The 22,706-nt window shown below is 55.5% G+C and carries 15 protein-coding genes; 8 read left to right on the forward strand and 7 right to left on the reverse strand.

From position 1 onward, the window contains the following. Positions 1–10: 10 nt before the first annotated feature. A complete protein-coding gene (locus tag ACFPMF_RS22565) occupies positions 11–655 on the forward strand; it encodes an OmpH/Skp family outer membrane protein (protein WP_379849327.1) in 645 nt (214 codons plus the stop codon). A 225-nt stretch (positions 656–880) separates the two neighbouring features. Further along, positions 881–2,509 (forward strand): hypothetical protein, encoded by a 1,629-nt coding sequence (locus tag ACFPMF_RS22570; RefSeq protein ID WP_379849329.1) that lies wholly within the window; start codon positions 881–883, stop codon positions 2,507–2,509. A 74-nt stretch (positions 2,510–2,583) separates the two neighbouring features. Here the strand turns inward: ACFPMF_RS22570 and ACFPMF_RS22575 are convergent, their stop codons facing one another. From ACFPMF_RS22575 to ACFPMF_RS22595, 5 genes are all read right to left on the reverse strand, one after another. Continuing rightward, positions 2,584–3,441, reverse strand: a complete 858-nt coding sequence (locus ACFPMF_RS22575; protein WP_379849331.1) for an aldo/keto reductase — start codon at positions 3,439–3,441, stop codon at positions 2,584–2,586. A gap of 132 nt (positions 3,442–3,573) precedes the next feature. Then, a complete protein-coding gene (locus tag ACFPMF_RS22580; protein ID WP_379849333.1) occupies positions 3,574–4,479 on the reverse strand; it encodes a DUF4249 domain-containing protein in 906 nt (301 codons plus the stop codon). A gap of 9 nt (positions 4,480–4,488) precedes the next feature. Next, positions 4,489–6,969 carry a TonB-dependent receptor gene (locus tag ACFPMF_RS22585; protein ID WP_379849335.1) on the reverse strand — a complete coding sequence of 827 codons (2,481 nt, stop codon included), beginning with the start codon at positions 6,967–6,969 and terminating at the stop codon, positions 4,489–4,491. Positions 6,970–7,086: 117 nt separating this feature from the next. Continuing rightward, the gene (locus tag ACFPMF_RS22590; RefSeq protein WP_379849337.1) at positions 7,087–8,061 is read right to left on the reverse strand and encodes a DUF4249 domain-containing protein; all 975 of its coding nucleotides are present in this window, start codon (positions 8,059–8,061) and stop codon (positions 7,087–7,089) included. Positions 8,062–8,065: 4 nt separating this feature from the next. Continuing rightward, positions 8,066–10,498: a TonB-dependent receptor gene (locus ACFPMF_RS22595; protein ID WP_379849339.1), complete on the reverse strand. Its 2,433-nt coding sequence runs from the start codon at positions 10,496–10,498 to the stop codon at positions 8,066–8,068. 191 nt (positions 10,499–10,689) lie between these two features. On the opposite strand from ACFPMF_RS22595, the gene ACFPMF_RS22600 reads away from it, so the two are divergent. Continuing rightward, positions 10,690–11,529 (forward strand): 3-keto-disaccharide hydrolase, encoded by an 840-nt coding sequence (locus ACFPMF_RS22600; RefSeq protein ID WP_379849341.1) that lies wholly within the window; start codon positions 10,690–10,692, stop codon positions 11,527–11,529. Positions 11,530–11,571: 42 nt separating this feature from the next. On the opposite strand, the gene ACFPMF_RS22605 is transcribed toward ACFPMF_RS22600, so the two are convergent. Both ACFPMF_RS22605 and ACFPMF_RS22610 read right to left on the reverse strand, forming a co-directional pair. Next, positions 11,572–12,540, reverse strand: a complete 969-nt coding sequence (locus tag ACFPMF_RS22605; protein ID WP_379849343.1) for a DUF4249 domain-containing protein — start codon at positions 12,538–12,540, stop codon at positions 11,572–11,574. A gap of 5 nt (positions 12,541–12,545) precedes the next feature. After that, positions 12,546–14,963, reverse strand: a complete 2,418-nt coding sequence (locus ACFPMF_RS22610; protein WP_379849345.1) for a TonB-dependent receptor — start codon at positions 14,961–14,963, stop codon at positions 12,546–12,548. A 129-nt stretch (positions 14,964–15,092) separates the two neighbouring features. On the opposite strand from ACFPMF_RS22610, the gene ACFPMF_RS22615 reads away from it, so the two are divergent. From ACFPMF_RS22615 to ACFPMF_RS22635, 5 genes are all read left to right on the forward strand, one after another. After that, positions 15,093–16,439, forward strand: coding sequence for an NAD(P)/FAD-dependent oxidoreductase (locus ACFPMF_RS22615; RefSeq protein WP_379849347.1), 1,347 nt, complete (start codon positions 15,093–15,095; stop codon positions 16,437–16,439). A 169-nt stretch (positions 16,440–16,608) separates the two neighbouring features. Next, a complete protein-coding gene (locus tag ACFPMF_RS22620; RefSeq protein ID WP_379849349.1) occupies positions 16,609–18,759 on the forward strand; it encodes a S46 family peptidase in 2,151 nt (716 codons plus the stop codon). Then, complete coding sequence (locus ACFPMF_RS22625) at positions 18,756–19,448, forward strand: cytochrome b/b6 domain-containing protein (RefSeq protein WP_379849351.1); 693 nt, start codon at positions 18,756–18,758, stop codon at positions 19,446–19,448. Before ACFPMF_RS22620 ends, ACFPMF_RS22625 begins: the two co-directional genes overlap by 4 nt. A gap of 36 nt (positions 19,449–19,484) precedes the next feature. Continuing rightward, entirely contained in the window at positions 19,485–20,291 is an 807-nt protein-coding gene (locus ACFPMF_RS22630) for a molybdopterin-dependent oxidoreductase (RefSeq protein ID WP_379849353.1), read from the forward strand. A gap of 73 nt (positions 20,292–20,364) precedes the next feature. Continuing rightward, entirely contained in the window at positions 20,365–22,632 is a 2,268-nt protein-coding gene (locus ACFPMF_RS22635; RefSeq protein ID WP_379849355.1) for a S9 family peptidase, read from the forward strand. The last annotated feature ends 74 nt before the right edge of the window (positions 22,633–22,706 follow it).

Consider the following 22,706-nt stretch of genomic DNA (forward strand, 5'->3'; position numbering starts at 1 on the left):
CGAGGTAGAAATGAAAAACAAACTCATTGCACTGGCAGTCACTCTGCTATTAGGAGGTAGCCAGGTGTGGGCGCAGGCGCAACAACCAGCCACGACAGCGGCTCCGGTAGCAACTGCGAAAATTGGTTATACGAATATGGAGTACATCCTGCAAAATATGCCGGAAAGCAAAGATATTCAGAACCAGATTACCATTCAGCGTACGCAGTTGGAGAAAAACTATGGTGATATGACCAAGGAATTTCAAGACAAACTGGCTGCTTACGAAAAAGGTCAGGCGCAGATGTCAGACCTGATCAAAGCCGATAAAGAGAAGGAATTGCAGGGCTTGCAACAACGGATTCAGGAATTTCAGCAGAACTCGTCGTCGCAGTTGCAGAATAAATACAACCAGCTGGTCAATCCGGTGATGCAGAAAATCCAGAAGAACGTGGACGACGTAGCCAAAGAAAACGGCTTTACGTTCGTGTTTAACCTGGATGCCGGCTCCGGTACGATTCCGGTTTTGCTGTATGCTCCGGAAGAAAACGACATTACGAATCTGGTGTTTAAAAAGATGGGGGTTGCCATTCCGTCGAAGCAACCGGCACAACAGCCGGCTGCCCAGCCTACTGCCGCTCCCAAATCGGCGACACCGGCCCCGAAAAAGAATTAACCGATTTGCCCCGGTGGAAAAGCCGCTCAGCAATGGGCGGCTTTTTGTTTTAGCGGGTAAAACGCCGTAAAACCGGCGGGTAATTCATTGAACTTTCTCTTGAATAAATGCAAAACCAGAAGGCAGTAAAGGAACAATCTGTCAATTATATGCCGGGATTTCTGCTTGCATGAAATCTATCTGTTATTTTTACGTTACATTACAAACCATCGGTAACGATTCCTCATGTTTCAAAAAATAGGGAGTATAGTTGCTTTCTTTATTATCTTAACCAAGCTAACGGTTTTCGGTCAGGACGCTAAACCTCTTCAAATAATCCTACCGCATCAGGTAGACCGGCAGAATACGAACTGGAATCAGGTAGCGGAAGGGCAGCTTATTGATGTAATTCTGAAGGCGGGCGGGGCCCGATCGGATACGGTGACTTTCAGCATTAAGCAAGGGCAAATGGAAGGAATGACGCTGGATTCAACCGGCCATTTCCGCTGGAAACCCGGTTTTGATATCGCCGATCGCATCAATACGACCCGGGTCATTCCGATCCTGTTTGAAATCCGGAACCAACACGGCGAAACCGCAACGCAATCTGTCGATCTTAAAGTGCAGCACGTCAACCGTCCGCCGGTGGTGGGCGATTTGCGGCCTTTTTACGTTCGGAACAAAACCCAGAATGTTTATAAAATCGATCCGGCAGCCATTCGCGATGAAGACAATGATCCTGTCGTTTTTATCCCCATTCCGGATCAGATGCCGGAAGCGGCCAAACTGACGGCGCAGGGCGAACTGACCTGGCAATTGTCGCTTCAGCAGTTCAATCAGCTGAAGAACGACAAAGCGCATTACATTGAGTTCTATGTGGAAGACCAGCCCAGCAAATCGCGCACGAAAGGCCGGTTGAAAGTGGAGGTGACGCAGATGGATGTGCCGCCTGAGATTACCATGGTTCCGGACGAATCCCGGATTCGGATCAAGGAAAACGCGACGGTCAATCTGAAATTTTACCTGGGCGATCCCAACGGTGATGACGATATCAAGACCTTTGATTTTCTTTCGGACAGCCAGGATGTGCCCAAAAGCGCGCTGCGGAAGAACACTGAAACGAATTACGAATTCATCTGGAAACCGGATTATGACTTTGTCAAAGATCCGCACGATTCGCTGACATTCCAGATTGTGTTTTTTGCGCTCGACCAGGGTCAGAACCGCGCCGAAAAGAAGCTGAAGTTTACGGTTTATAACGCGATCAACGAAGAAGAAAAAGACCGGTACTATTATGCGCAATACCGGCAGGCGCTGGTTACGGCCTGGAACCTGCTCACTCAGTTGGGCGAGAAAGAGGAAGAACTCAAGAAAAGCTACCGGAGAGCCAAAACCGGAAAGCGCAATCGCTCCGTAGCCAATGCCGGGTTGGGGGCTGTCACCGGTGTAACCCCGGCCATTGTGGCCAATAACCAGAATACCAAGATACAGACCAATATGCGCTATGTTTCGGCGGTGGGCGGCACGGCGGTGTTGACGATGGGAACGCTCGAAGCAACGGAGGTCATCGGGAAATCCATGAAAGACCTGCTCGACCGGTTCAATTACGTCATGAGCAAGAAGAGTGAACTCCAGAATAAAGGCGATGTGTTTGCCCGGGAGTTTGCCTTGAAAGCCACCCGTCGGAACCAGGATTTTGTGAAAAAACTGGACGATTTTCGGGCGGCCATGAGCCTTTCCGGGCTGGTGGCGCTGGAACTGGATGCGGCCTGGCAAAGCAAGAGCGAAGCAAACGACAAGGCGCTGAAACGCATGTTCAAGGACTTTACGCCGATGGAAGACAAAGAGGCTAAAACGACGAGCAGCCGCCAGTAACGAACAGAAACAAAGAAGATAGCCCGGAAAAAAGAACGCTCTCAGGTGTCTTTTTCCGGGCTATTCTCTTTGGGTTACTCTTCATTCGATAGGGCGGCAAAATCGGCATCCGACAACTCAATCTGGTCGGCGGACCGGTTTTCGTGCTGGTGCGCCAGCGACCTCGTTCCCGGAATCAGCAGGATGTTCGGCGCGCGTTTCAGCAACCACGCCAGCGCAATCTGGGCGGTGGTGGCCCGGTGCTTTTCTGCAATCTGCCGGATTTTGCCCGCCAGTTTTTCCGGCCCCGAGGCCAGGGGATACCACGGAATGAAAGCCATACCGCGCCGGGTGGTATAGTCGAGCACCTCTTCCCAGGTACGGTTTCCCAGGTTATACAGATTCTGGACCGACACGATCGGAACTACTTTTTCGGCCCGTTCAATGTCTTCAATGCGGACTTCCGACAACCCGACGTGCCGGATTTTGCCCGCTTTCACGGCATCGACCACTGGCCCGAGGGTTTCTTCCACCGGAATGCTCGGGTCAACGCGGTGGAGTTGCCAGAGGTCAATCTGCTCCCGTTTCAACCGTTGTAAACTGCCATCGATGGCCTGCCGGATGTGTTCGGGGCGTCCGTTCGTAATCCACCGGTTGGGGCCCGTTCGATCAAAACCGCCCTTGGTGGCAATAACCAGCCCGTTGGGATACGGGTGGAGCGCATCGGCGATCAGGGTTTCGTTCGTATGCGGACCGTATGAATCGGCCGTATCGATAAAATTAATGCCCGATTCGACGGCGGTTTGCAGGACTTTCTTCGCCGTATCGCGGTCGGGCGCATCGCCCCAGACGCCGGGGCCGGTCAATTGCATACCGCCGTAACCCAGCCGGTTGACGTTCAGATCACCCCCAATGTCGAAGGTTGATGCGGTTTCTTGTGTGGTTCTGCTCATTTCAGTTTTTAGTCGATGAATCGTTAACACCACAACCGTAGCGGGTGTTCAGGTCCAGCCGGTGAAAATAGGCAACTGGGCCAATCCCAACCATCTGGAGGAATTCCTTCTTTCGCGCTTCTCGACCTGGGGCTACGGTACCGTAACGGTTACGGTTGAGCGGTTATAGGCACCGAAACAGCCCAAACCGCCCTGAATGTTGCTGGGAATGATGACGGGTTCGGCAAACGGGTTGCCGTCGGCCTGCTGCTGCCGGGCCAGCGCTTCGTGGTAGCGGTAACTGTCGGTGTTCAGGTGCAGCAGGTCCGCCGTCAGGACGAACGGTTTCTGAAAAACCGCCGGGAAAAACGGCTGGCCGACCGGCACGGAACCACCCAGGTAGCCCTTGCCCGACACGATCGGTTTGCCATTGTTGTCCTGATCGGTGTAAAACGCCCGTGTTCCCGTGCTGCTCACAAACGCAACGGGCTGGCGAACGGTTTTTGGGGGAGAACATCCGACGCAGGGGTAACTAAAGATTCCTTCCGTTTGGTAATAATCGGTTTCGCCGGACCGATCAGTCCACAAATACTGCGCAAAAAAGCGTTTTCGGACCTCATGATTTTCCTGCACAACTTCCGAATCCAGGCGAACCTGCTGCAAATCGACCGCAGCTGGAACCGTGGTTTGGGCTTCAACCCGCCGACCGTCCGGGGTCTGAACGATGAGCTGGTACGTTTCTCCGGCCCGGATCGGAAACTGATCCGGTGTTACGCGGTAATACCGTAGCCGGGGATGATACCGTAATACCACGCTTCGCGACCCGGTTTGCAGCGTGACGGTAGCGTTCATAATTTCCAGGCTGGTCACAGTTTCGTCGTCCAGAACCGGGCGGGAGCGGGCCACTTTGGCGGCCAGAACCGTATCCTGGGGTGAGATGAAACAGGCCACAATCAGTCTGACCGGTTCGTCGGCCAGTTGTTGGGGCTGGACCTCCTGCTGGAGAGGCTGACAGGCCGCCAAAGCCCCAAGGCCGAGTAGCCATCCGAGTGTTTTCATGCGACTCCTTCAGAAGGAAAGGGTGTAACTGACCGACGGGACAACCGGAAAAAGCGAGTACTTGTAGAGGACACTTTTGGAGTGTCGGCCTGCGCCCTGATCCCGGGCTTCCAGCGAATAGTAGAATGGGTTTCGGCGGTTATACATATTGTAAAGCCCCAGTTCCCAGGTTCGTGTGAGGGCTTTCCGCTGTTTCCGGAACTGCCAGCCGATGTCGAGCCGGTGGTAAGCCTCAGCCCGAAAACCGTTGCGGGCTCCGTATTCTTTCACGTTCGGAGCCGGGCCGAACAGTTGCTCCTGCGGATTTCCATTGACCGAGGACGCCGGGCGGTTTTCGTAGCCGGAAAACCGGGCAACCGGCAGCGTCAGCGCCTGTCCGGTGCCATACACCCACGTCCAGGAAAACGTCAGGCCCGGTCGGATTTCGTAAATACCGACAATCGACGCATCGTGCCGACGGTCGTAGCGGGGGTGAAATTTGACACCCCCGTTCAGGGCCGGAAACTGCCACCACGTCCAGGAGAGTGTATACCCCACCCAACCCGACAGCCGACCGGTTTTTTTCTGAGCAAACAGCTCGCTGCCGTACGCCCAGCCCCGGCCCGATGTGATGTTGTTTTCCCACTGGCTGGCTGCGGCTGGCCGGGCCGGTTCGGTGGTCAGAAAACTAGTCCCTTCCGCAAAGCTGATGCTGTTTTTGAGAATTTTATAGTACCCTTCCAGCGTGACGGTCAGATTCCGGTCGGGCCGGTCGGGGTGGAGGAAATCCTTCGCGAAACCGATGGCCACCTGCCGGGCCTGCTGCGGGCGAATGCGGAGCGTCGTCGGAATCCACAAATCGGCGGGTAATCCCAGGCCGGTGTTGGATAGCAAATGGGCGTATTGGTTCATCATTGCAAACGACATTTTGACGGAGAAAGAACTGTCGAGCTGGTAGGCCATTGACAAACGGGGATCCGGATTTAGGTACTGAACGGGCCGCCCCCGTGGCTGGCCTGGTCCGTTCGCTTCGCCCGGCGGTTTTCCGCCGGTGGGCAGCGTCCCGGATTGAAGTTGCAGAAAATGATTCAGCCGAAAACCGGCGTTCAGGTGCCAGTGCCGGGCCGGCTGCCAGGTATCTTCGGCGTATAAGCCGGATTCCAGGGCGTCGATAAAAAAACGGGGCGCAGTGGCCGGATCGACGTTTCCTGTCGTAACGACGGCACCGGGCGTAAAGCGGTGGTGTATCGTCTGAAGGCCGAAGTGGAGCCGGTGGTGGTCCTGCCCGAATTCCAGGGCGTATTTCAGTCCGATATCCCGAATGCCGGATCGGTACCGCAGTTCGTAGCGCAGACTGGCTGTATCGCGCAGACTACTGCCGTCATTGGCGACTTTTAGCTGATACTGACTGTACAGAAACGACAGACTCACGAAGGCCTGCTCGGAAATCCGGTGGTGCCAGCGCAGGGTACTCAGGGTGTTGTGCCAGTTCAGGCTTCCCTGTAAAGGCTGGTTGCCGGTTTGGGTGTGATTGACAAAGGCATCCCGGCTCCGAAACCCGCTCCAGAACAACCGATCCCGGGCCCCCAGTGTATACGTCAGCCGGGCATTCAGGTCGTAAAAGAACGTCTGCGTGGCCCCCGATTGCCGGGAGGTGGCGAAGGGGCGGGTGATGAGGTCGATGTAGGTCCGGCGACCGGCGAGCAGAAACGTTAAGGGCTGTTTCCCGGAACCGGATTTGCCGAGTGGTCCTTCCAGCAGCAGGCGCGAAGACACCAGCCCCAGACTGGCTTCACCGGCCAGTTTTTCGGCGTTTCCTTCTTTGGTATTCACTTCGATCACCGACGACAGCCGTCCGCCAAACCGGGCCGGAAAACCGCCTTTGGTCAATTCGACATTCCGGAGGGCACTGCCGTTGAACGCCGAAAAAAAGCCCAGCAAATGGCCGGAATTGTACAGAACGGCCTCATCGAGCAGCACCAGATTCTGGTCAGGGCCGCCCCCACGCACGTAAATGCCGGTATTTCCTTCCGAGCCTTTCTGGACGCCCGGCAGGAGTTGCAGCACGCGCAGCAGGTCTTTCTCGCCCAGTAAGGCCGGTATTTTTTCCAGCTGTCGGGCCGAAATACCAATCTGACTCATCTGCGGATTCCGGCTGGTGGCCTCCGGGTCCGTGGCCGGACGAACCGTCAACTCAGCGAGCGTTTGACCCGCCGGGAGAAAAACCGACAACTGCTGGTTCTGCCGAAACGGGATGGTTTGCCGGACCGTCTGGTAGCCGACGCAGGAAAATACGAGCGTCAGGCTGTCGCGGGCGGGGAGGGTCAGCGAGAAAAAACCGCTGGGGTCGGTAACGGTTCCGGCGGTTTGACCGGGGGTGAAAACGTGAACGCCGAATAAGGGCTTCGGGCGACCTTCTTCGAAAACGGAGCCTTTGACGGTGTACAACGGCTGCCCCGGACTACTGAAGCCCGTAAGCAGAAGGCACAGCACCGCAAACAGGCGTTTCATGAAAAGAGATGGTTATTGAGAATCCGTTACCAAGATACGATTTATCAAACAAAATCGATTGGGCCGTATCCTGGTAACTCCGGCGTAAATCCGCCGGTTTGGGAGGCCGGTCTGAACTTATTTCAGCGTCACCGCCAGGGCCGAGCGGTTGTAGGCGGCAAAACAACCCAACCCGCCTTCGATGTTGGTTGCCACCAGAACCGGTTCGGAGAACGGGTTCCCTTCGATGTCGTTTTGTTGTTGCAGCGTTCGGTGGTAATCGTAATAATTTTTGTCGACGTGCAGCAGCATGAGGGTTAGGGTGACCGGGCGTCTGGAAATCGAGGCATAACCGCCGAAATAAGTATTGCTGGCGCGGTCGTAGTACGTGAAATGGAGGTTGTTAGGGATAATTCCTTTCGGTGACGTTATGGACTGCCCATTCTGGTTGCGGTCGGAAAGGTACTGTTGCACCGTATTGAAGAAAACCGGGGATCGCATGGTGACAAACCGGACCAGCGTATCGGGCGCGGTTTGGTTGGGGATATACCGGTTGAGCGTCACCCATTGCGACAGCGAAGCTTCCCCCGCCACCCGGTAATAATTGGCCTCGTGGCCGGGGTCCTGCCAGCTCAGCCGCGTTTCGTACACCCACGGAAATTGCTGCGACCAGAACGGCGACGTTTCGCGCGTTGAGTCCAGTTTGACCGACGTAATCGGGACCGCTTCCGGAACCGTGCAGGAAGCCGTCACCACTTGCTTGTCCAACTCGGCCCGTAGATGGTAGGTTTTGCCAGCTTCAATCGGAAACTGACGCGGGTCGGCCACAAACGCCAGCAACTTTTCGTCAAACGTCATGACAATGGAGCGGTTTCCCTCCGACAATACCACGCGGGACGCGCCCACAACTCCTCCCTGCCCCGATCCTAAAACCGCACGCGAGCGGCTGACGGTGGCCATCAGCAGCGTGTCCTGCGGGGAAATGAAGCACTGGACAACCAGCTTCTCGTCTATGGTGGGCAGACGATCCGGATCCACTTCATTGATTAAGCTTTCGCAGGCGGTCAGCGACGCCAGTAAAACCGCCAGAAGGATGGTGAACGAGATCCGCATCCGTTTAAAAAGTGAAGTTATAACTGAACGACGGCACAATTGGAAAAACCGAATACCGTTTCAACACCGTTTGCCCGGCTGCATTGTTTTGCAACGCGTAAAAAAACGGGTTCCGGCGGTTGTAAAGGTTGTACACGCTGAATTCCCAGGTGCGCTCGTGGTGGCGTTTCTTTTTGTGAAACTGAATGCCAAAATCCATCCGGTGATAGGGCTCGGCCCGGAAACTATTCTTTTCGCCGTAGTCATTCGCCGTCTGGCCGAAGAAAGGGAAATAGCCTCCCGGCGAAAAACCGTTCGAGGGGTCCGTGATCGGCTGGTGCGGACGGGTCGTGAACGTCGCCAGCGGGACGGTCAGCGCGTTGCCGGTGCCGTAGACCCAGGTGCCCGAGAGCGTAATCCGTGGGCTGAGTTCGTAAATGCCCACCAGCGAAATGTCGTGCCGCCGGTCGTAGCGCGGGAAAAACTTCTTGCCAAAGTTCAGCTCCGGAAATTGCCACTGTGTCCACGACAGCGTGTAGCCCAGCCAGCCCGAAAACCGCCCGACTTTCTTTTGCAGCAGAAACTCCCCGCCGTACGACCAACCGCGGCCCGCTGTCACATTGTCTTCCCACCGCACCTCATTGGCCGATTCCGGGTTGCCGATCAGCAGAAAACTGGCTCCTTCGCGGTAGTTGATGATGTTTTTCATCGTTTTATAATACCCTTCCACCGTCAGGGTCAGTCCCCGGAATAAACTCCCGGCTTTCGTGAAATCCTTGGCAAAACCGGCCGCAAGCTGTTCCGATTGCTGGGGTTTGATGCGATCGGTGGTGGGCAACCAGAGGTCGGTGGGCAGGCCAATGCCGGTATTCGACAGCAGGTGTACGTACTGGTTCATCAGTGCGTAGGACGCCTTCACAGAGAAATCCGGTTTCAGCACGAAAGCCGCCGACAGCCGGGGTTCAGGCCGGAAATAATTCACGGCCTTGTGCTGAAAATGACTTAGCCGAAAACCGGCGTTGACCCGCCAGCGGCTGGTTGGTTTCCAGGTATCTTCGGCATAAATGCCCGATTCCTGCACCCGAATGGCGTCCACTTCCGTCCGGAATCGTTCGGCTTCGGTGTCTTTGAGAACAATCGCGCTGGGGGTGAATTTGTGGTGCGTCGTCTGGACGCCAAACCGGACAGCGTGTTGCGGATTGGGGTAATAATCCAGATCGTATTTGAGCGATATGTCCTGAATACCAGAGCTGTAGCGGAGTCGATACGTGTCGGTTTCCAGTTGTGACCCGTTACGGCGGGTCGATTCTTCGTCCGCAAAAATCTGAAAAGTATAATTGCTGAAAATGAGGGACGTATTGGCAAATAGTTTTTCGGAAAACAAGTGATTCCAGCGCAGCGTACCGGTACCATTCCCCCAATACAGGCCGGTATTTGTTTTCGTTTTTAGTTCGTCTTTGGGGGTTTCGCGGGCGAAAAACCGGTCCCGGCCAAAATAACCGCTCAGATAGAGTTTGTCTTTCCGGCCAAAATCGTAATTCATTTTGGCATTCAGGTCGTAGAAATAATACCCGGCCATCGCTTCACCCTTGCTTTCGGCACGGATCAGCGGTCGGGCCAGCACGTCGAGGTAGGTCCGGCGTCCCGACACCAGAAACGACGACTTGCCCTTTTGTATCGGTCCTTCGAGCGTCAGCCGGGAGGCAATCAGGCCAATGCCGCCTTCGCCGTGGAGCTTTTCCTTGCTACCCTCCTTCATATTCATTTCGATCACCGACGACAGCCGGCCGCCGTAGCGCGCCGGAAAACCGCCTTTGATTAGCTCCACGCTCTTGAGCGCATCGCCGTTGAAGACCGAGAAAAACCCGAACAAATGGTTGGCGTTGTAGACGACGGCATCGTCCAGAATCACCAGGTTCTGGTCGGGTCCGCCCCCGCGCACGTAAATACCGGTGCTGCCCTCGGAGCCTTTCTGAACGCCCGGCATGAGTTGCAATACTTTCAGCACATCCTTTTCGCCCAGGAAAGCCGGTATTTTCTTGATCTGGTGAATGGGGATATCGATGGTGCTCATGCGGGCGCTTTCGCTGACTTTCTCCTCGCCGGTTCGGTTGCCGGTGACGGTGACTTCCGACAGCAGTTGCCCGGGTATCAGCAGGATATTGAGTTCGGTATTGCGCCGAAAGGAGACGGTTTGCTGGATGGTTTCGTAGCCGACGAAGGAGAAAGCCAGGGTGAGGCTGTCCTGTTGGGGCAGGGTCAGGGAATAAAAACCGTAGGTGTTGGTGGTGGTTCCGGTGGCGGTGCCGGGCAGGTAGACATTCACGCCGATGAGCGCTTCCTGGCTGCCTTTTTCCCGGACATACCCACTGATGGTAGCGCGGTTTACCGGGTCCTGGCCGTTGGCAAACAGACTATAAAAAAACAAGCAGGACAGAAACAGTAGCGGATACTTCATACGGGCGATACGAACGGGCAAGCATTGATTCGTATACGACCAAAGAGTGGAAAACGTGTGGAAAGGTTGGAAAATTAACAGATTTTAAGAGCGCGCCGGTCGGCGACCAATTTGGACCGGATCAGCGGTTAATAGGAAAGAGTCGCTATTTTTGTCTTTTCTTAAATTTGCTCCATTGCCTTTCTACCGCTATGCGACCATCCGTTATCGTCATCGCCCTGTTGCTGTTCGCCGGTTTCAGTCTAGGATTGTCCCGGCCCAAACCGCGTGGCTGGATTCAATTGTTCAACGGCAAAGACCTGAAAGACTGGTCAGTCAAGATTTCGAAACACCCGCTCGACGATAATTTCGGCAATACCTTCCGGGTGGAAGACGGCAAGCTGGTGGTTCGGTATGACCAGTACAAAACCTTCGACGAACAATTCGGCCACATTTTCTACAAGAAGCCCTTTTCGGCCTACCTGCTGGCGGTCGAATACCGGTTTGTGGGCGAGCAGGTCGCGGGAGGTCCGGGTTGGGCCGTCCGCAACAGCGGAGCCATGCTGCATTGCCAGGACCCGAAAACGATGGGCGTTGATCAGGACTTTCCGATTTCGCTGGAAATGCAGTTGCTGGGCGGGGACGGGCAGCACGAACGCCATACGGCCAACCTCTGCACGCCCGGCACGAACGTGGTCATGAACGGAAAACTGTTTACCCCCCACTGCATCGATTCGAAGTCAAAAACCTACCACGGCGACCGCTGGGTTCGTGCCGAAACGCTGGTGCTTGGCGACTCGCTGGTGAAACACATTGTGGAAGGAGACACCGTTCTGACGTACGAAAAACCGCAGATCGGGGGCGGCAACGTGATTCATTACGATCCGGCCGTGAAAAAAGACGGGCAATTGCTTCGTGAAGGCTACATCTCCCTGCAGAGCGAAAGCCACCCGGTCGAATTCCGCAAAGTCGAACTGTTCGACCTGGCGCCGTACCTGAATAAACCGGAGCAGTTGCGTAAAGTCCTGCGTCAGTTACAAAACCGGAAATGAGCTTTCGGTCCACACGGTTAAAACCGCGGGCGATACTTTGATTTAGTTGATCACGAGAACCGCCGTCGAGCGGTTGTAAGCGGCAAAACAACCCAGGCCGCCCTCGATGTTCGAGGGCATCAGAATGGGTTCGGCAAACGGATTGTTGGCCGACTGGCGCTGTTGCTGGCGTGCCCGGTGATACTGGTAATAATTTTCGTCGGTTTGCAGCACCGATACCCGGATGGTCAGCGGTTTGGAAAACGGGGCGTTTCCGGTATACGTGCTCTGCGTTGAATCATCGTAAAACGAATAATCAAAGAAAAGCGGTACCTCGCCCCGGGTGGACACGAGTGTCTGTCCATCCTGATTCTGATCGGTTACAAACTGTTCCAGTCGTCCGAAACCGATGAGGCCGCGCGTCAACACGGTCGGGTCCGTTGGATCGATATGCGCGGTGGGAAAGCGGGAAACCCGGCTCATGGATTCGCCGTATCCGGCTACCCGGTAATAATTGGTTTCCCCCGCCGGGTCCTGCCAAACCGCCCGTACGCTGTACGTCCACCGGGGTTCGGCGCCTTCGCCGGAAAACGTTTGGACCGAATCGAGCACAAGCTGCGAAACCGGCACGCTGGCCGGCACTGTACAGGCACTGGTCACGGTTTCAAAACCGGGCGCATCGACCTGCAAGGTGTAGGTTTTGCCGGAAAGAACCGGAAACTGACGGGTTTGGGCGGTATAAACCCGCCGATCGGCGTCGTACGATAATGTGATCGTTTGGCCTTCGCTGGCGATAACCACCGTGGCGTTCTGCACCGTATTGACCGAATCGGTAATGATCTGTCCCAAAACCGTCTGCGAACCCGACACCGAAACCGCCAAAACCGTATCCTGGGGTGACAGATAACCGTTAACCACCAGCTTGCGGTCGAGTGGCGGCAAGTTCGACGGATCGATTTCCGTGACCAGGTTCTGACAGGCCATCGTGACCAGCAGCATCAGCGCAAAAAGGGACGACAAACGGAAGGCCATGCTGTTTAAAATTTAAAACCGTACGTAACCGACGGAACAATCGGGAACACCGAATACCGCTCAAAAACCGTCTTGGTCGGCTGGTTGGTCTGTTCGTTGATTTGGGTGGTTAGCTGGTAAAAAAACGGATTCCGGCGGTTGTAGAGGTTGTACACGCTGAATTCCCAGGTGCGTTCGTGGCGACGCTTTTTCTTGTGAAACTGCACGCCCAGGTCCATCCGGTGGTAGGCTTCGGCCCGGAAACTGTTTTTGGCGCTGTAGTCGTTGACGGCCCGCCCGTAACTGAAGAACTCATTGATGAACGAGTTGTTGTTGGTAATCACTGGATTAACCTGGTGTGTGGCGGCCTGGTATTTGGCCAGCGGGACGGTCAGCGCGTTGCCGGTACCGTAGACCCAGGTGCCCGAGAGCGTAATGCCCGGATTCAGTTCGTAAATACCGACTACCGAAACGTCGTGCCGCCGGTCGTAGCGCGGGAAAAACTTCCGCCCGAAATTCAGTTCCGGAAACTGCCACTGCGTCCACGACAGCGTGTACCCGGTCCAGCCCGTAAACCGCCCCAGTTTTTTCTGCAACAGCACTTCCCCGCCGTACGACCAGCCTTTGCCCGCCGTCACATTGTCTTCCCAGCGGACCTGATTGGCCGATTCGGGGCTGTTGATCAGCAGAAAACTGGCTCCTTCGCGGTAATTGATAATGCGGTTCATCGTTTTGTAATACCCTTCAACGGTCAGCGTCAGGCCCCGGGCGGAGCCTTTGTCGGCAAAATCCTTCGCGATGCCGACGGCGATCTGTTGCGACTGCTGCGGTTTTACCTGGTCGGTGGTGGGCACCCAGAGGTCGGTGGGCAGGCCAATGCCGGTATTGGACAGCAGGTGCACGTACTGGTTCATCAGCGCGTACGACGCCTTCACGGACAACGACGGTTTTAGCACATAAGCCGCCGAAATGCGGGGTTCGGGGCGCAGGTAATTTACCTGTTTCTGAATGAAATGACTGAGCCGGATTCCGGCGTTGATCCGCCAGCGGGCGTTGGGTCGCCAGGTATCCTCGGCGTACAACCCGGATTCCAGCACGTCGATGGCGTCGATTCTGGTCGTGAACTGGTTGATCAGGGTATTCTGCAGGACGACGGCGCTGGGCGTAAACCGGTGGGCAATGCTCTGGACGCCAAACCGTAACGAGTGCTGCGGAGACGGATAAAAATCAATGTCGTACTTCAGCGAAAAATCCCGGATACCGGAGCTATACCGCAGCGCAAACCTGTCATTGGAAACGGCATCCGTTTCATCCGACGAAATCCTGAAGTTGTACTTGCTGAAAATCAGCGAGAGGTTGGAAAAAAGCCGCTGCGAAAACAGGTGGTTCCAGCGGAGTGTCGCCGTGGTGTTCCCCCAGTCGAGGTTGATGTTGGTGCCGCTTTCCTTGTCGTTGGCATAAAACCGGTCCTGTCCGAAGTAGCCACTGAGGTACAATTTATTCCGGGGGCCAAAGTCGTAATTGGCCTTGGCATTCAGGTCGTAAAAGTAATACCCGGCCACGGTTTGCCCGTCGGTCTGCTGCTTGATGATGGGCCGGGCCAGCACGTCGAGGTAGGTCCGGCGTCCCGACACCAGAAACGATGATTTGCCCTTTTGTATCGGTCCTTCGAGCGTCAGCCGGGAGGCAATCAGGCCAATGCCGCCTTCGCCGTGGAGCTTTTCCTTGTTGCCCTCCTTCATATTCATTTCGATCACCGACGACAGCCGTCCGCCGTAACGCGCCGGAAAACCGCCTTTGATTAGCTCCACGCTCTTGAGCGCATCACCGTTGAAGACCGAGAAAAACCCGAACAAATGGTTGGCGTTGTAGACGATGGCATCGTCCAGGATCACTAGGTTCTGGTCGGGTCCGCCCCCGCGCACGTAGATACCGGTGCTGCCTTCGGAGCCTTTCTGAACGCCCGGCATGAGTTGCAATACTTTCAGCACATCCTTTTCGCCCAGGAAAGCCGGTATTTTCCTGATCTGGTTGATGGGAATGTCGATTTTGCTCATCTGCGGGCTATCGCTGATTTTTTCCTCGCTGCGATTACCCGTTACGGTAACTTCCGACAGCGCCTGCCCGGGGGTCAGGAAGAGGGAAAGTTCACGGTTTTTTCGCAGGGAGACGGTTTGCTGGACGGTTTCGTAGCCGACGAAGGAGAAAGCCAGGGTGAGGCTGTCCTGTTGGGGCAGGGTCAGGGAATAAAAACCGTAGGTGTTGGTGGTGGTTCCGGTGGCGGTGCCGGGCAGGTAGACATTCACGCCGATGAGCGCTTCCTGGCTGCCTTTTTCCCAGACATACCCGCTAATGGTGACGTTGGTTCGCCCCGAAACGGGTTGGGCAACCAACTGGGTTACAGTTACTAAAAATAGAAAACAGGACAGGAGAAAATGCTTCATTCAGGCATTCTATGAGCTTAGTATTTGTTATTACGATAGAAGACTTCAAAAAGTATAACGGGCTTCGAAGTTAACAGTTTCGCGCGGGCTGAGTTACGTAAGGAACAGCCTGATAAACACACGAAAACCATGCTGAATTTTGATCAACTTTCGCTCAATATTCCCGACACGACCAAACCGCGAGTGGTGGTCATCGGGGGCGGTTTTGGAGGCATCAATCTGGTGAAGAAGCTGAGCGGCAAAGACTTCCAGATTGTGATGTTCGATAAGCAGAACTACCACGGTTTCTGGCCGTTGCTGTATCAGGTTGCCACGGCGGGGCTGGAGCCCGACGCCATCGCCGAACCGCTGCGTAAAATGTTCGATGAGGACTACGAAGATTTTCACTTCCGGCTGGTGCGGATCCTGGGCGTCGATCCGCTGACGAAAACCGTCAAGACGATGATCGGGGACCTGCATTATGATTACCTGGTGATCGCGACGGGGACAAAAGCGAATTTTTTCGGAAATGAGCAGGTTCAGAAATATTCGTTTTCGCTCAAAACCATCCCCGAAGCCCTGAATTTGCGCAGCCAGTTGCTGCAATCGTTCGAGCAGGCCAGCATCACGAAAGATCCCGACATCCGGCAGAGCCTGCTGAATTACGTCATTGTGGGGGCGGGGCCGACGGGCGTCGAAATGGCGGGTTCGCTCGCCGAGATGCGGAAGCACGTGCTGCCGGGCGACTATCCGGGGCTGGATTTCAGCAAAATGAACATTTATCTGGTCGAAGGGCTGGACCGGGTGTTACCACCAATGTCGCCCGAAGCCAGCGCGAAAACGCAGAAATATCTGGAGGACATGGGCGTGGTCGTCAAGCTGAAAACGCTGGTGGAGTCGTACGACGGCGAAACCGTAACCTTCAAGGGCGGGGAGCAAATCCGCTCGCAGACGGTTGTGTGGGCGGCCGGGGTGACGGGGGCACTCATCGACGGACTGCCCAAGGAGCTGATTGCGCGCGGGGGCCGCATTACGGTCAACGAATTCAACCAGGTGCAGGGGTACAACGATATTTTTGCCATCGGTGATATTGCGTTCATGAAAACCGAGAAATGGCCGAATGGTCATCCGGGCGTGGCGCAACCGGCCATTCAGCAGGGGCAGCATCTGGCCAAAAACCTCCGTCGTCTGATCAAGAACGAACCCATGACGAAGTTCGATTACTTCGATAAAGGTTCTCTGGCGATTATTGGCCGGGTTCGCGCCGTGGCCGATTTGCCCGGCAACCTGCACCTGGGCGGTTTTGTCGCCTGGGTGGCCTGGCTGTTCGTCCACATCTACTACCTGATCGGTTTTCGGAGCAAGCTGGTGGTGTTGAGCAACTGGATTTACCGGCTCTTTACCTACGAACGCGGCACCCGCCTGATCATCCGGCCTTTTGTCCGCCGGGATAAGAAGGAGATGGAAGAATTCGTGGTGAAGAATGAACTATCCTGACGTTTTGAACGGGGATTACGCGGATGGAAACGATCCGCTGTCGCGGGGTTAACTGGGATTATTTTTATACCTTTCCCCGGTTCGTACCATCCGATAGAAAGCATACACGTCGTTAATCCATTAATCATACCATCGTTACTCCGCGAAATCCGGTTCAACTCCCTTTCTGATGAGATTTTTATTAACCGCCCTGCTCCTGATCGAAACGGTTTTCGTTTCGGCCCAGCCGGCCCTGAACCCCGACACGGTCAAAGCCGGTCCGTTCGATATGGGCAAGATGTGGACGTTCGACACACCGCCCCAGGAATATTTCCAGAAGACGTACGGTTTTACGCCCGACCAGAAATGGTTCGACGAGGTTCGGCTGGCGTCGCTGCGGTTTGCCGATTACTGCTCGGCTTCGTTTGTGTCGGCCAACGGCCTGGTGATGACCAATCATCACTGCGCCCGCGAATCGGGCACGGGAGTCCAACGGAAAGGCGAAGATTTGAACCATACCGGTTTTTTTGCCAAAACCTTCGCCGAGGAACGCAAAGTGCCGAATCTGTATGTTGATCAACTCCTTAAGCTTGAAGATATTACAACCCGCGTACAGGCCACTATGGCCAACGGGAAATCTGATGCCGAACAACTGCAACTACGCGAACGGGAATTTGCCGCCATCAAACAGGAATATGGCAACCAGCCCGACTGGAAAGGGCTTGAACTGCAAACGATTACGTTCTACAACGGTGGCCGGTATGCGCTCTACGGGTTCAAGCGGTACAACGACGTGCGGCTGGTGCTGATGCCCGAACTGCAACTCGGTTTTTTCGGCGGTGATCCCGATAACTTTACCTACCCGCGTTACGCGCTGGATTTCTCGTTTTTCCGGGTGTACGACAACGGCAAGCCGTTGAAAACCAGTCATTATTTCAAGTTCAATCCCAACGGAATCAACGAAAACGAACCGGTTTTTGTAACCGGAAATCCGGGCAGTACCGAACGGCTGAAAACTGTGGCCGAACTTGAGTTCGACCGCGACCTGAAAATGCCGTACATTCTGCAACTGCTCCGCAACCGCGCCGAAGCGCTGCAGGTGTATAACACCAAGGTCAAAAACGACAGCATTCAAAACGAAATTTTTAGTCTGGAAAACAGCCTGAAAGCCTACGGTGGTCAACTCGACGGCTTGCGTGATCCGTATCTGATGGCCCGAAAGGCGGCTTTTGAACAGCAGTTCAAGGCCGAGGCTCAGCGGCTGGAAGGCAGTCGCGGACAGTCGAAACTGAGCACCGGTTCGGGCCGGAGTTTGAGTGAGGGCGCCAAGGCACCGGTTTCGCGATTTGACATCAACCTGAAACTCTGGGACAACCTGGCTGCCAATGTCTCGGAATTGCGGAAATATTACAACGACAACACCTATCTGTCGCCGAGCGAACTGGCGCGGGGCGATTTGCTGGTGTTTGCCCATCTGCTGGTGACCTACGCTGAGGTGGCCCGCCAGAATCCCGGCCGGGCCGAACAGCTCAGGGAATTGCTGGAAACCCCGAAACTGACCGATCGCGGGCTGGAAGAAGCGTATCTGGCCGCCCACCTGAGCGAAGCGCAGCAGGCGCTGGGCAACGACGATCCGTACATCAAAGCGGCTCTGAACGGAAAAGCCCCCAAAGAAGCGGCTGCCTATCTGATGAATAACACGAAGCTGAACGATCAGGGGTACATCAATGACCTGATTACCAAAGGTCCGGCGGCCATCAGTGGCGACAATGATCCGTTGCTGGCGCTGGCCCGGATTTCGGTACCGCGCTACCAGCGGGCGGCTTCGGCGGTGCAACAGATCAACCGGCAGCAAACGGTTTTGCGGAGCAACCTGGGGCGGTTGCTGTATGAAGTCTACGGAACCGCCATTCCGCCGGATGCCACATTTTCGCTGCGGATCAACGACGGCGTGGTGAAAGGATTTCCGTATAACGGAACCGTTGCGCCCTATCAAACCACCTTTGCCGGTTTATACGACCGGTATTATTCCTTTCAGGGTAAATTTCCGTGGTCGCTGCCCAAACGCTGGCTGAACCCGCCCGCCGAGTTGCTGCGGCAACCGATGTGTTTTGTATCGACCAACGACATCATTGGTGGTAATTCAGGCAGTCCGCTGATCAACAAAAACCGGGAAGCCGTCGGTCTGGCGTTCGATGGAAATATGGAGAGTCTGCCGGGGAGCTTCATTTTTGTGCCGGACAAAAACCGCACGGTTTCGGTGCATACGGGTGCCATCGTGGCCGCCATGCGGTATATCTACAAAGCGAATCGGCTGGTGATCGAACTGGTGGGCAAATGAAACGCATCGTTCACAAACATCCGCTGGCGATCCGGTGGTTTCACTGGATTAATTTCCCGGTTCTGTTCGTGATGATCTGGAGCGGTTTGCTCATTTACTGGGCGTATCAGCCGTATAAAATTCAGATTGGTGATACGGTTTTGTTTAAATTTTTCCCGAACTGGTTTATTCAGGCGCTGCACCTGCGTCGGCGGCTGGCCGAGGGCATGTCGTGGCACTTTGTGTTCATGTGGCTGTTTACGCTCAACGGCCTGCTGTACGTGCTTTACACGCTGCTTTCGGGTGAATGGCGGTTGCTGCTGCCCAATCGGCACTCGTTCCGGGCAGCCTGGCAGGTGACATTGCACGATCTGGGTATTCGAAAAACCGCCCCTCCGCAACGGAAGTACAATGGTGCGCAACGGATTGCCTATACCGCGATTATTCTGATGGGCGTCGGCTCTCTGCTGACGGGGCTGGCCCTCTACAAACCGATCCAGTTGGCCGGTCTGACGAGCCTTATGGGTGGGTACGAAACCGCCCGGCTGCTGCATTTCGCCCTCACGATGGGCTACGTGCTGTTTTTTGTGATTCATATTTTGCAGGTGCTTCGCGCAGGCTGGAACAATTTTCGGGGCATGGTTACTGGGTTTGAGGTAGAAAAAGAAGAAGAAAAACCGGGCCCGCCCAGCCCAACGATTTCCGTTTAACACATTCTGAAATAGCCGGTTTATACACCGCTACGCATGGCTGAAATGGACGATATTGACAAAAAACAGCCCGAAAAGGAACCGGAGCCGGAAACCCTGACGACCGATCAGCAAATCCGGCGTCGGACCATCAAAGCGTTTGCGTGGTTTGGGCTAGCCGGTTTGGTGCCCTACGGCGTCTGGAAATGGATTCTGGCCCAACCGAAGGAAGCCGGGCTGCCGAAGTTCTTTCGCGAAGTGCTGGGCGTGAATGAGCAGGTCGCCAACCGGTATTTCAGCGATACGCACCTGGCACCGACGTTCCCGAAGGAGATGGCCGTCAAAAACGTTCGGATCAATGGCCGCGCCGGGTTGCGGACGGCCCTCGACCCGACGGCCTGGCGGTTGCGGGTGGAGCGAGCCGGCCAGAAACCGCTGTTGCTTTCGCTCGATGACCTGAAAGCCCTGCCGAAGCAGGAGCTTATTTTCCAGTTCAAGTGCATCGAAGGCTGGAGCCAGATTCAGCATTGGGGCGGGGTCAATTTTGCCGAATTTGTCAAAAAATACGAGCTGGGCCAGAAAACCGGCTCCGGCGACTGGTATCCGTACGTCGGTATGAAAACGCCCGACGGGGGTTATTACGTCGGTATCGACACGCCCAGCGCCCTGCATCCGCAGACACTGCTGGCCTACGAAATGAATGAACAGCCGTTGCAGGACCTGCACGGAGCGCCCCTGCGACTCATTATTCCGGTCAAATACGGTGTTAAAAACCTCAAACGCATCGGCAGCCTCTGGTTCAGCGACGAACGCCCGCGCGACTTCTGGGCCGAACGCGGGTATGATTACCACGACGGTTTGTAACCATTTATCCTTCTTCTGAGCGTTCCATTCCGCTTTTTGTTATCTTCGGAATTCATTCAGAAACAAACTATTCATGAAGAGATTTCTCCTCCTCACGGCCGTTCTGGGGCTGGTGGTGCCCATGGCCCATGCCCAGACGGCTCCGAAACAAAAAATTGTGGTGACCGACCTGACCCGGATCAAACAGGTCAGTAGCATCAAAACCTCGCCCGACGGCAAACAGGCCGTGTATACGCTGACAACCATTGAGCCGGATGCGGAGAAAAAAGAGGAATACGAATACAAAACGCATCTTTATCTGACCGGCTTAAAACCGGGTACGTCGAAAGCCCTGACGCACGGCAGCGAGAGCGCCCGGCAGCCGGACTGGTCGCCGGATGGAAAGTCGATTGCGTTTGCGCGGACCGTGAAGGGGAAATCGCAGATTTTTGTGATGCCGCTCGATGGGGGCGAAGCCTGGCAGTTAACCCGCCTGAGTTACGGGGCTTCCAGTCCCCAATGGTCGCCCGACGGCAAACGGATTTTGTTCACCGTCAACGCGTCCCTGTCCGAAATTCTGAAAGACTCTATTCTGAACCCGGGCAGGGCGGTGCCGGTCTGGTCGCTCGAAAAACCGGGTTTTGCCAACAATGATTTTATCAAACCGGACAAAACCGTCAAGGCCAATCCCGACGGTTCGCTGGCCGAAATCCGGGCGTATCTCAGCAAGGATGTCGAAGATAAAAAAGCGAAAGTTATCAACCGACTCAACTTTCAGGGCGAATCGACGACGGAGCCCGAGCTGAGTTTTACGCACCTCTACAGCATCGAAGTAAAGGAAAATGCGACGGCCAGGCCGCTGACACGCGGTTTTTATTCGTTTCGGGCACCGGTCTGGATGCCCGACGGACAGGGCGTTCTGGCCGTGACCGACCGCGACACGCTCCGGCACCCCGACCGGGAACAGGATGCCGCGCTGGTCTGGCTGGCGGCCGATGGGTCCGGCAAGCGCCTGAACCTGCTGTCGGAACCCGGCAGGACTTATTCCGCGCCAGCCATTTCACCCGATGGACGCCGATTGGTGTTACTGACCAGTTCGGCGCAGGGGGTTAACGTGGGCCAACTCGCCGTCGCCAGCCTGAGCGGAACGACGGTTTCCGACTTCCAGACCGTTGCCTTCGATCGGGCGGCCGGGAGCCTGAAATGGGGCATGACATCGGTGGCTGGGCCAAAGAAGAAAACCGGGGCGTCTACCCCGGCTTACGCGGTCTTTTTTACGGCACCCTCGAATGGCGGTGTACCGTTGTACCAACTGGACCCCGCAACCCGGCAGGTAACCCAGTTGTCGGATTTCAACAGCGGAGTGAGCGCCTTTGATCTGGCCGGGAATCAGGTGGTTTTTGCCAAAACCGAAGTCGCCAATCCGTCGGAATTATACCTGGCAGGTTTGACCGGTGCTTCCGTCGAAAAACCGTTGACGACCCAGGCGGTGAAACTGAGCAACCATAACGACTGGGTGACGGGGAAAGCCTTGAGTTTCCCGGAAAAACGCACTTACCGGAACTCCAAAGGGCAAACGGTCGAGTACTGGATCATGAAACCGACCGCGATTGCGGGCAGCAATACAGCGGCTCCGGCCCGTAAATTTCCGTTGTTACTCAACATGCACGGTGGCCCGACGGCCATGTGGGGACCCGGTGAAGCCTCGATGTGGCACGAATTTCAGTATTTCTGCGCCCAGGGTTACGGAATTGTGTATGCCAACCCGCGCGGATCGGGTGGTTACGGGGTTGATTTTCAGCGGGCCAATGTAAAGGACTGGGGGACGGGACCCACTGAGGATGTGCTGGCGGCTGCCACCGATGCGGCCCGGGAAGCCTGGGTGGATACGAGCCGGCAGGTGATTACGGGCGGTTCGTACGCGGGCTACCTGACCGCCTGGATTGTGGCGCACGACAACCGGTTTAAGGCGGCTTTTTCGCAGCGGGGCGTTTACGACCTGACAACGTTTATGGGCGAAGGCAACGCCTGGCGGCTGGTTCCGAACTATTTTGGCGGCTATCCGTGGCAAAAACAGGCTGAGGAGGTGCTGGAAAGCAATTCGCCGTATACGTTTGTCGAAAAAATCCGGACGCCGTTGCTGATCAAACACGGCGAAAACGACTTGCGGACGGGGGTGATTCAGAGCGAAATGATGTACAAAAGCCTGAAGATTCTGGGCCGTCCGGTCGAGTATGTGCGGATGCCGGGAGGGACGCACGAATTGAGCCGCTCGGGGAATGTTCGGCAGCGCATCGACCGGATGCTGCGGATCTACGAATTCTTCGAACGATACGTCGGTGAAAAGAATAGCCGGCAATAAGCAGGAACGCAGCTGGGTCGCTGACCCAATCGGACTGTGCAACGGCGACCCGGTCGCGTTTCCAGCAAAAAAGC

Origin of the sequence: Larkinella bovis (assembly GCF_042655385.1) — a bacterium.
GTDB lineage: Bacteria > Bacteroidota > Bacteroidia > Cytophagales > Spirosomataceae > Larkinella > Larkinella bovis.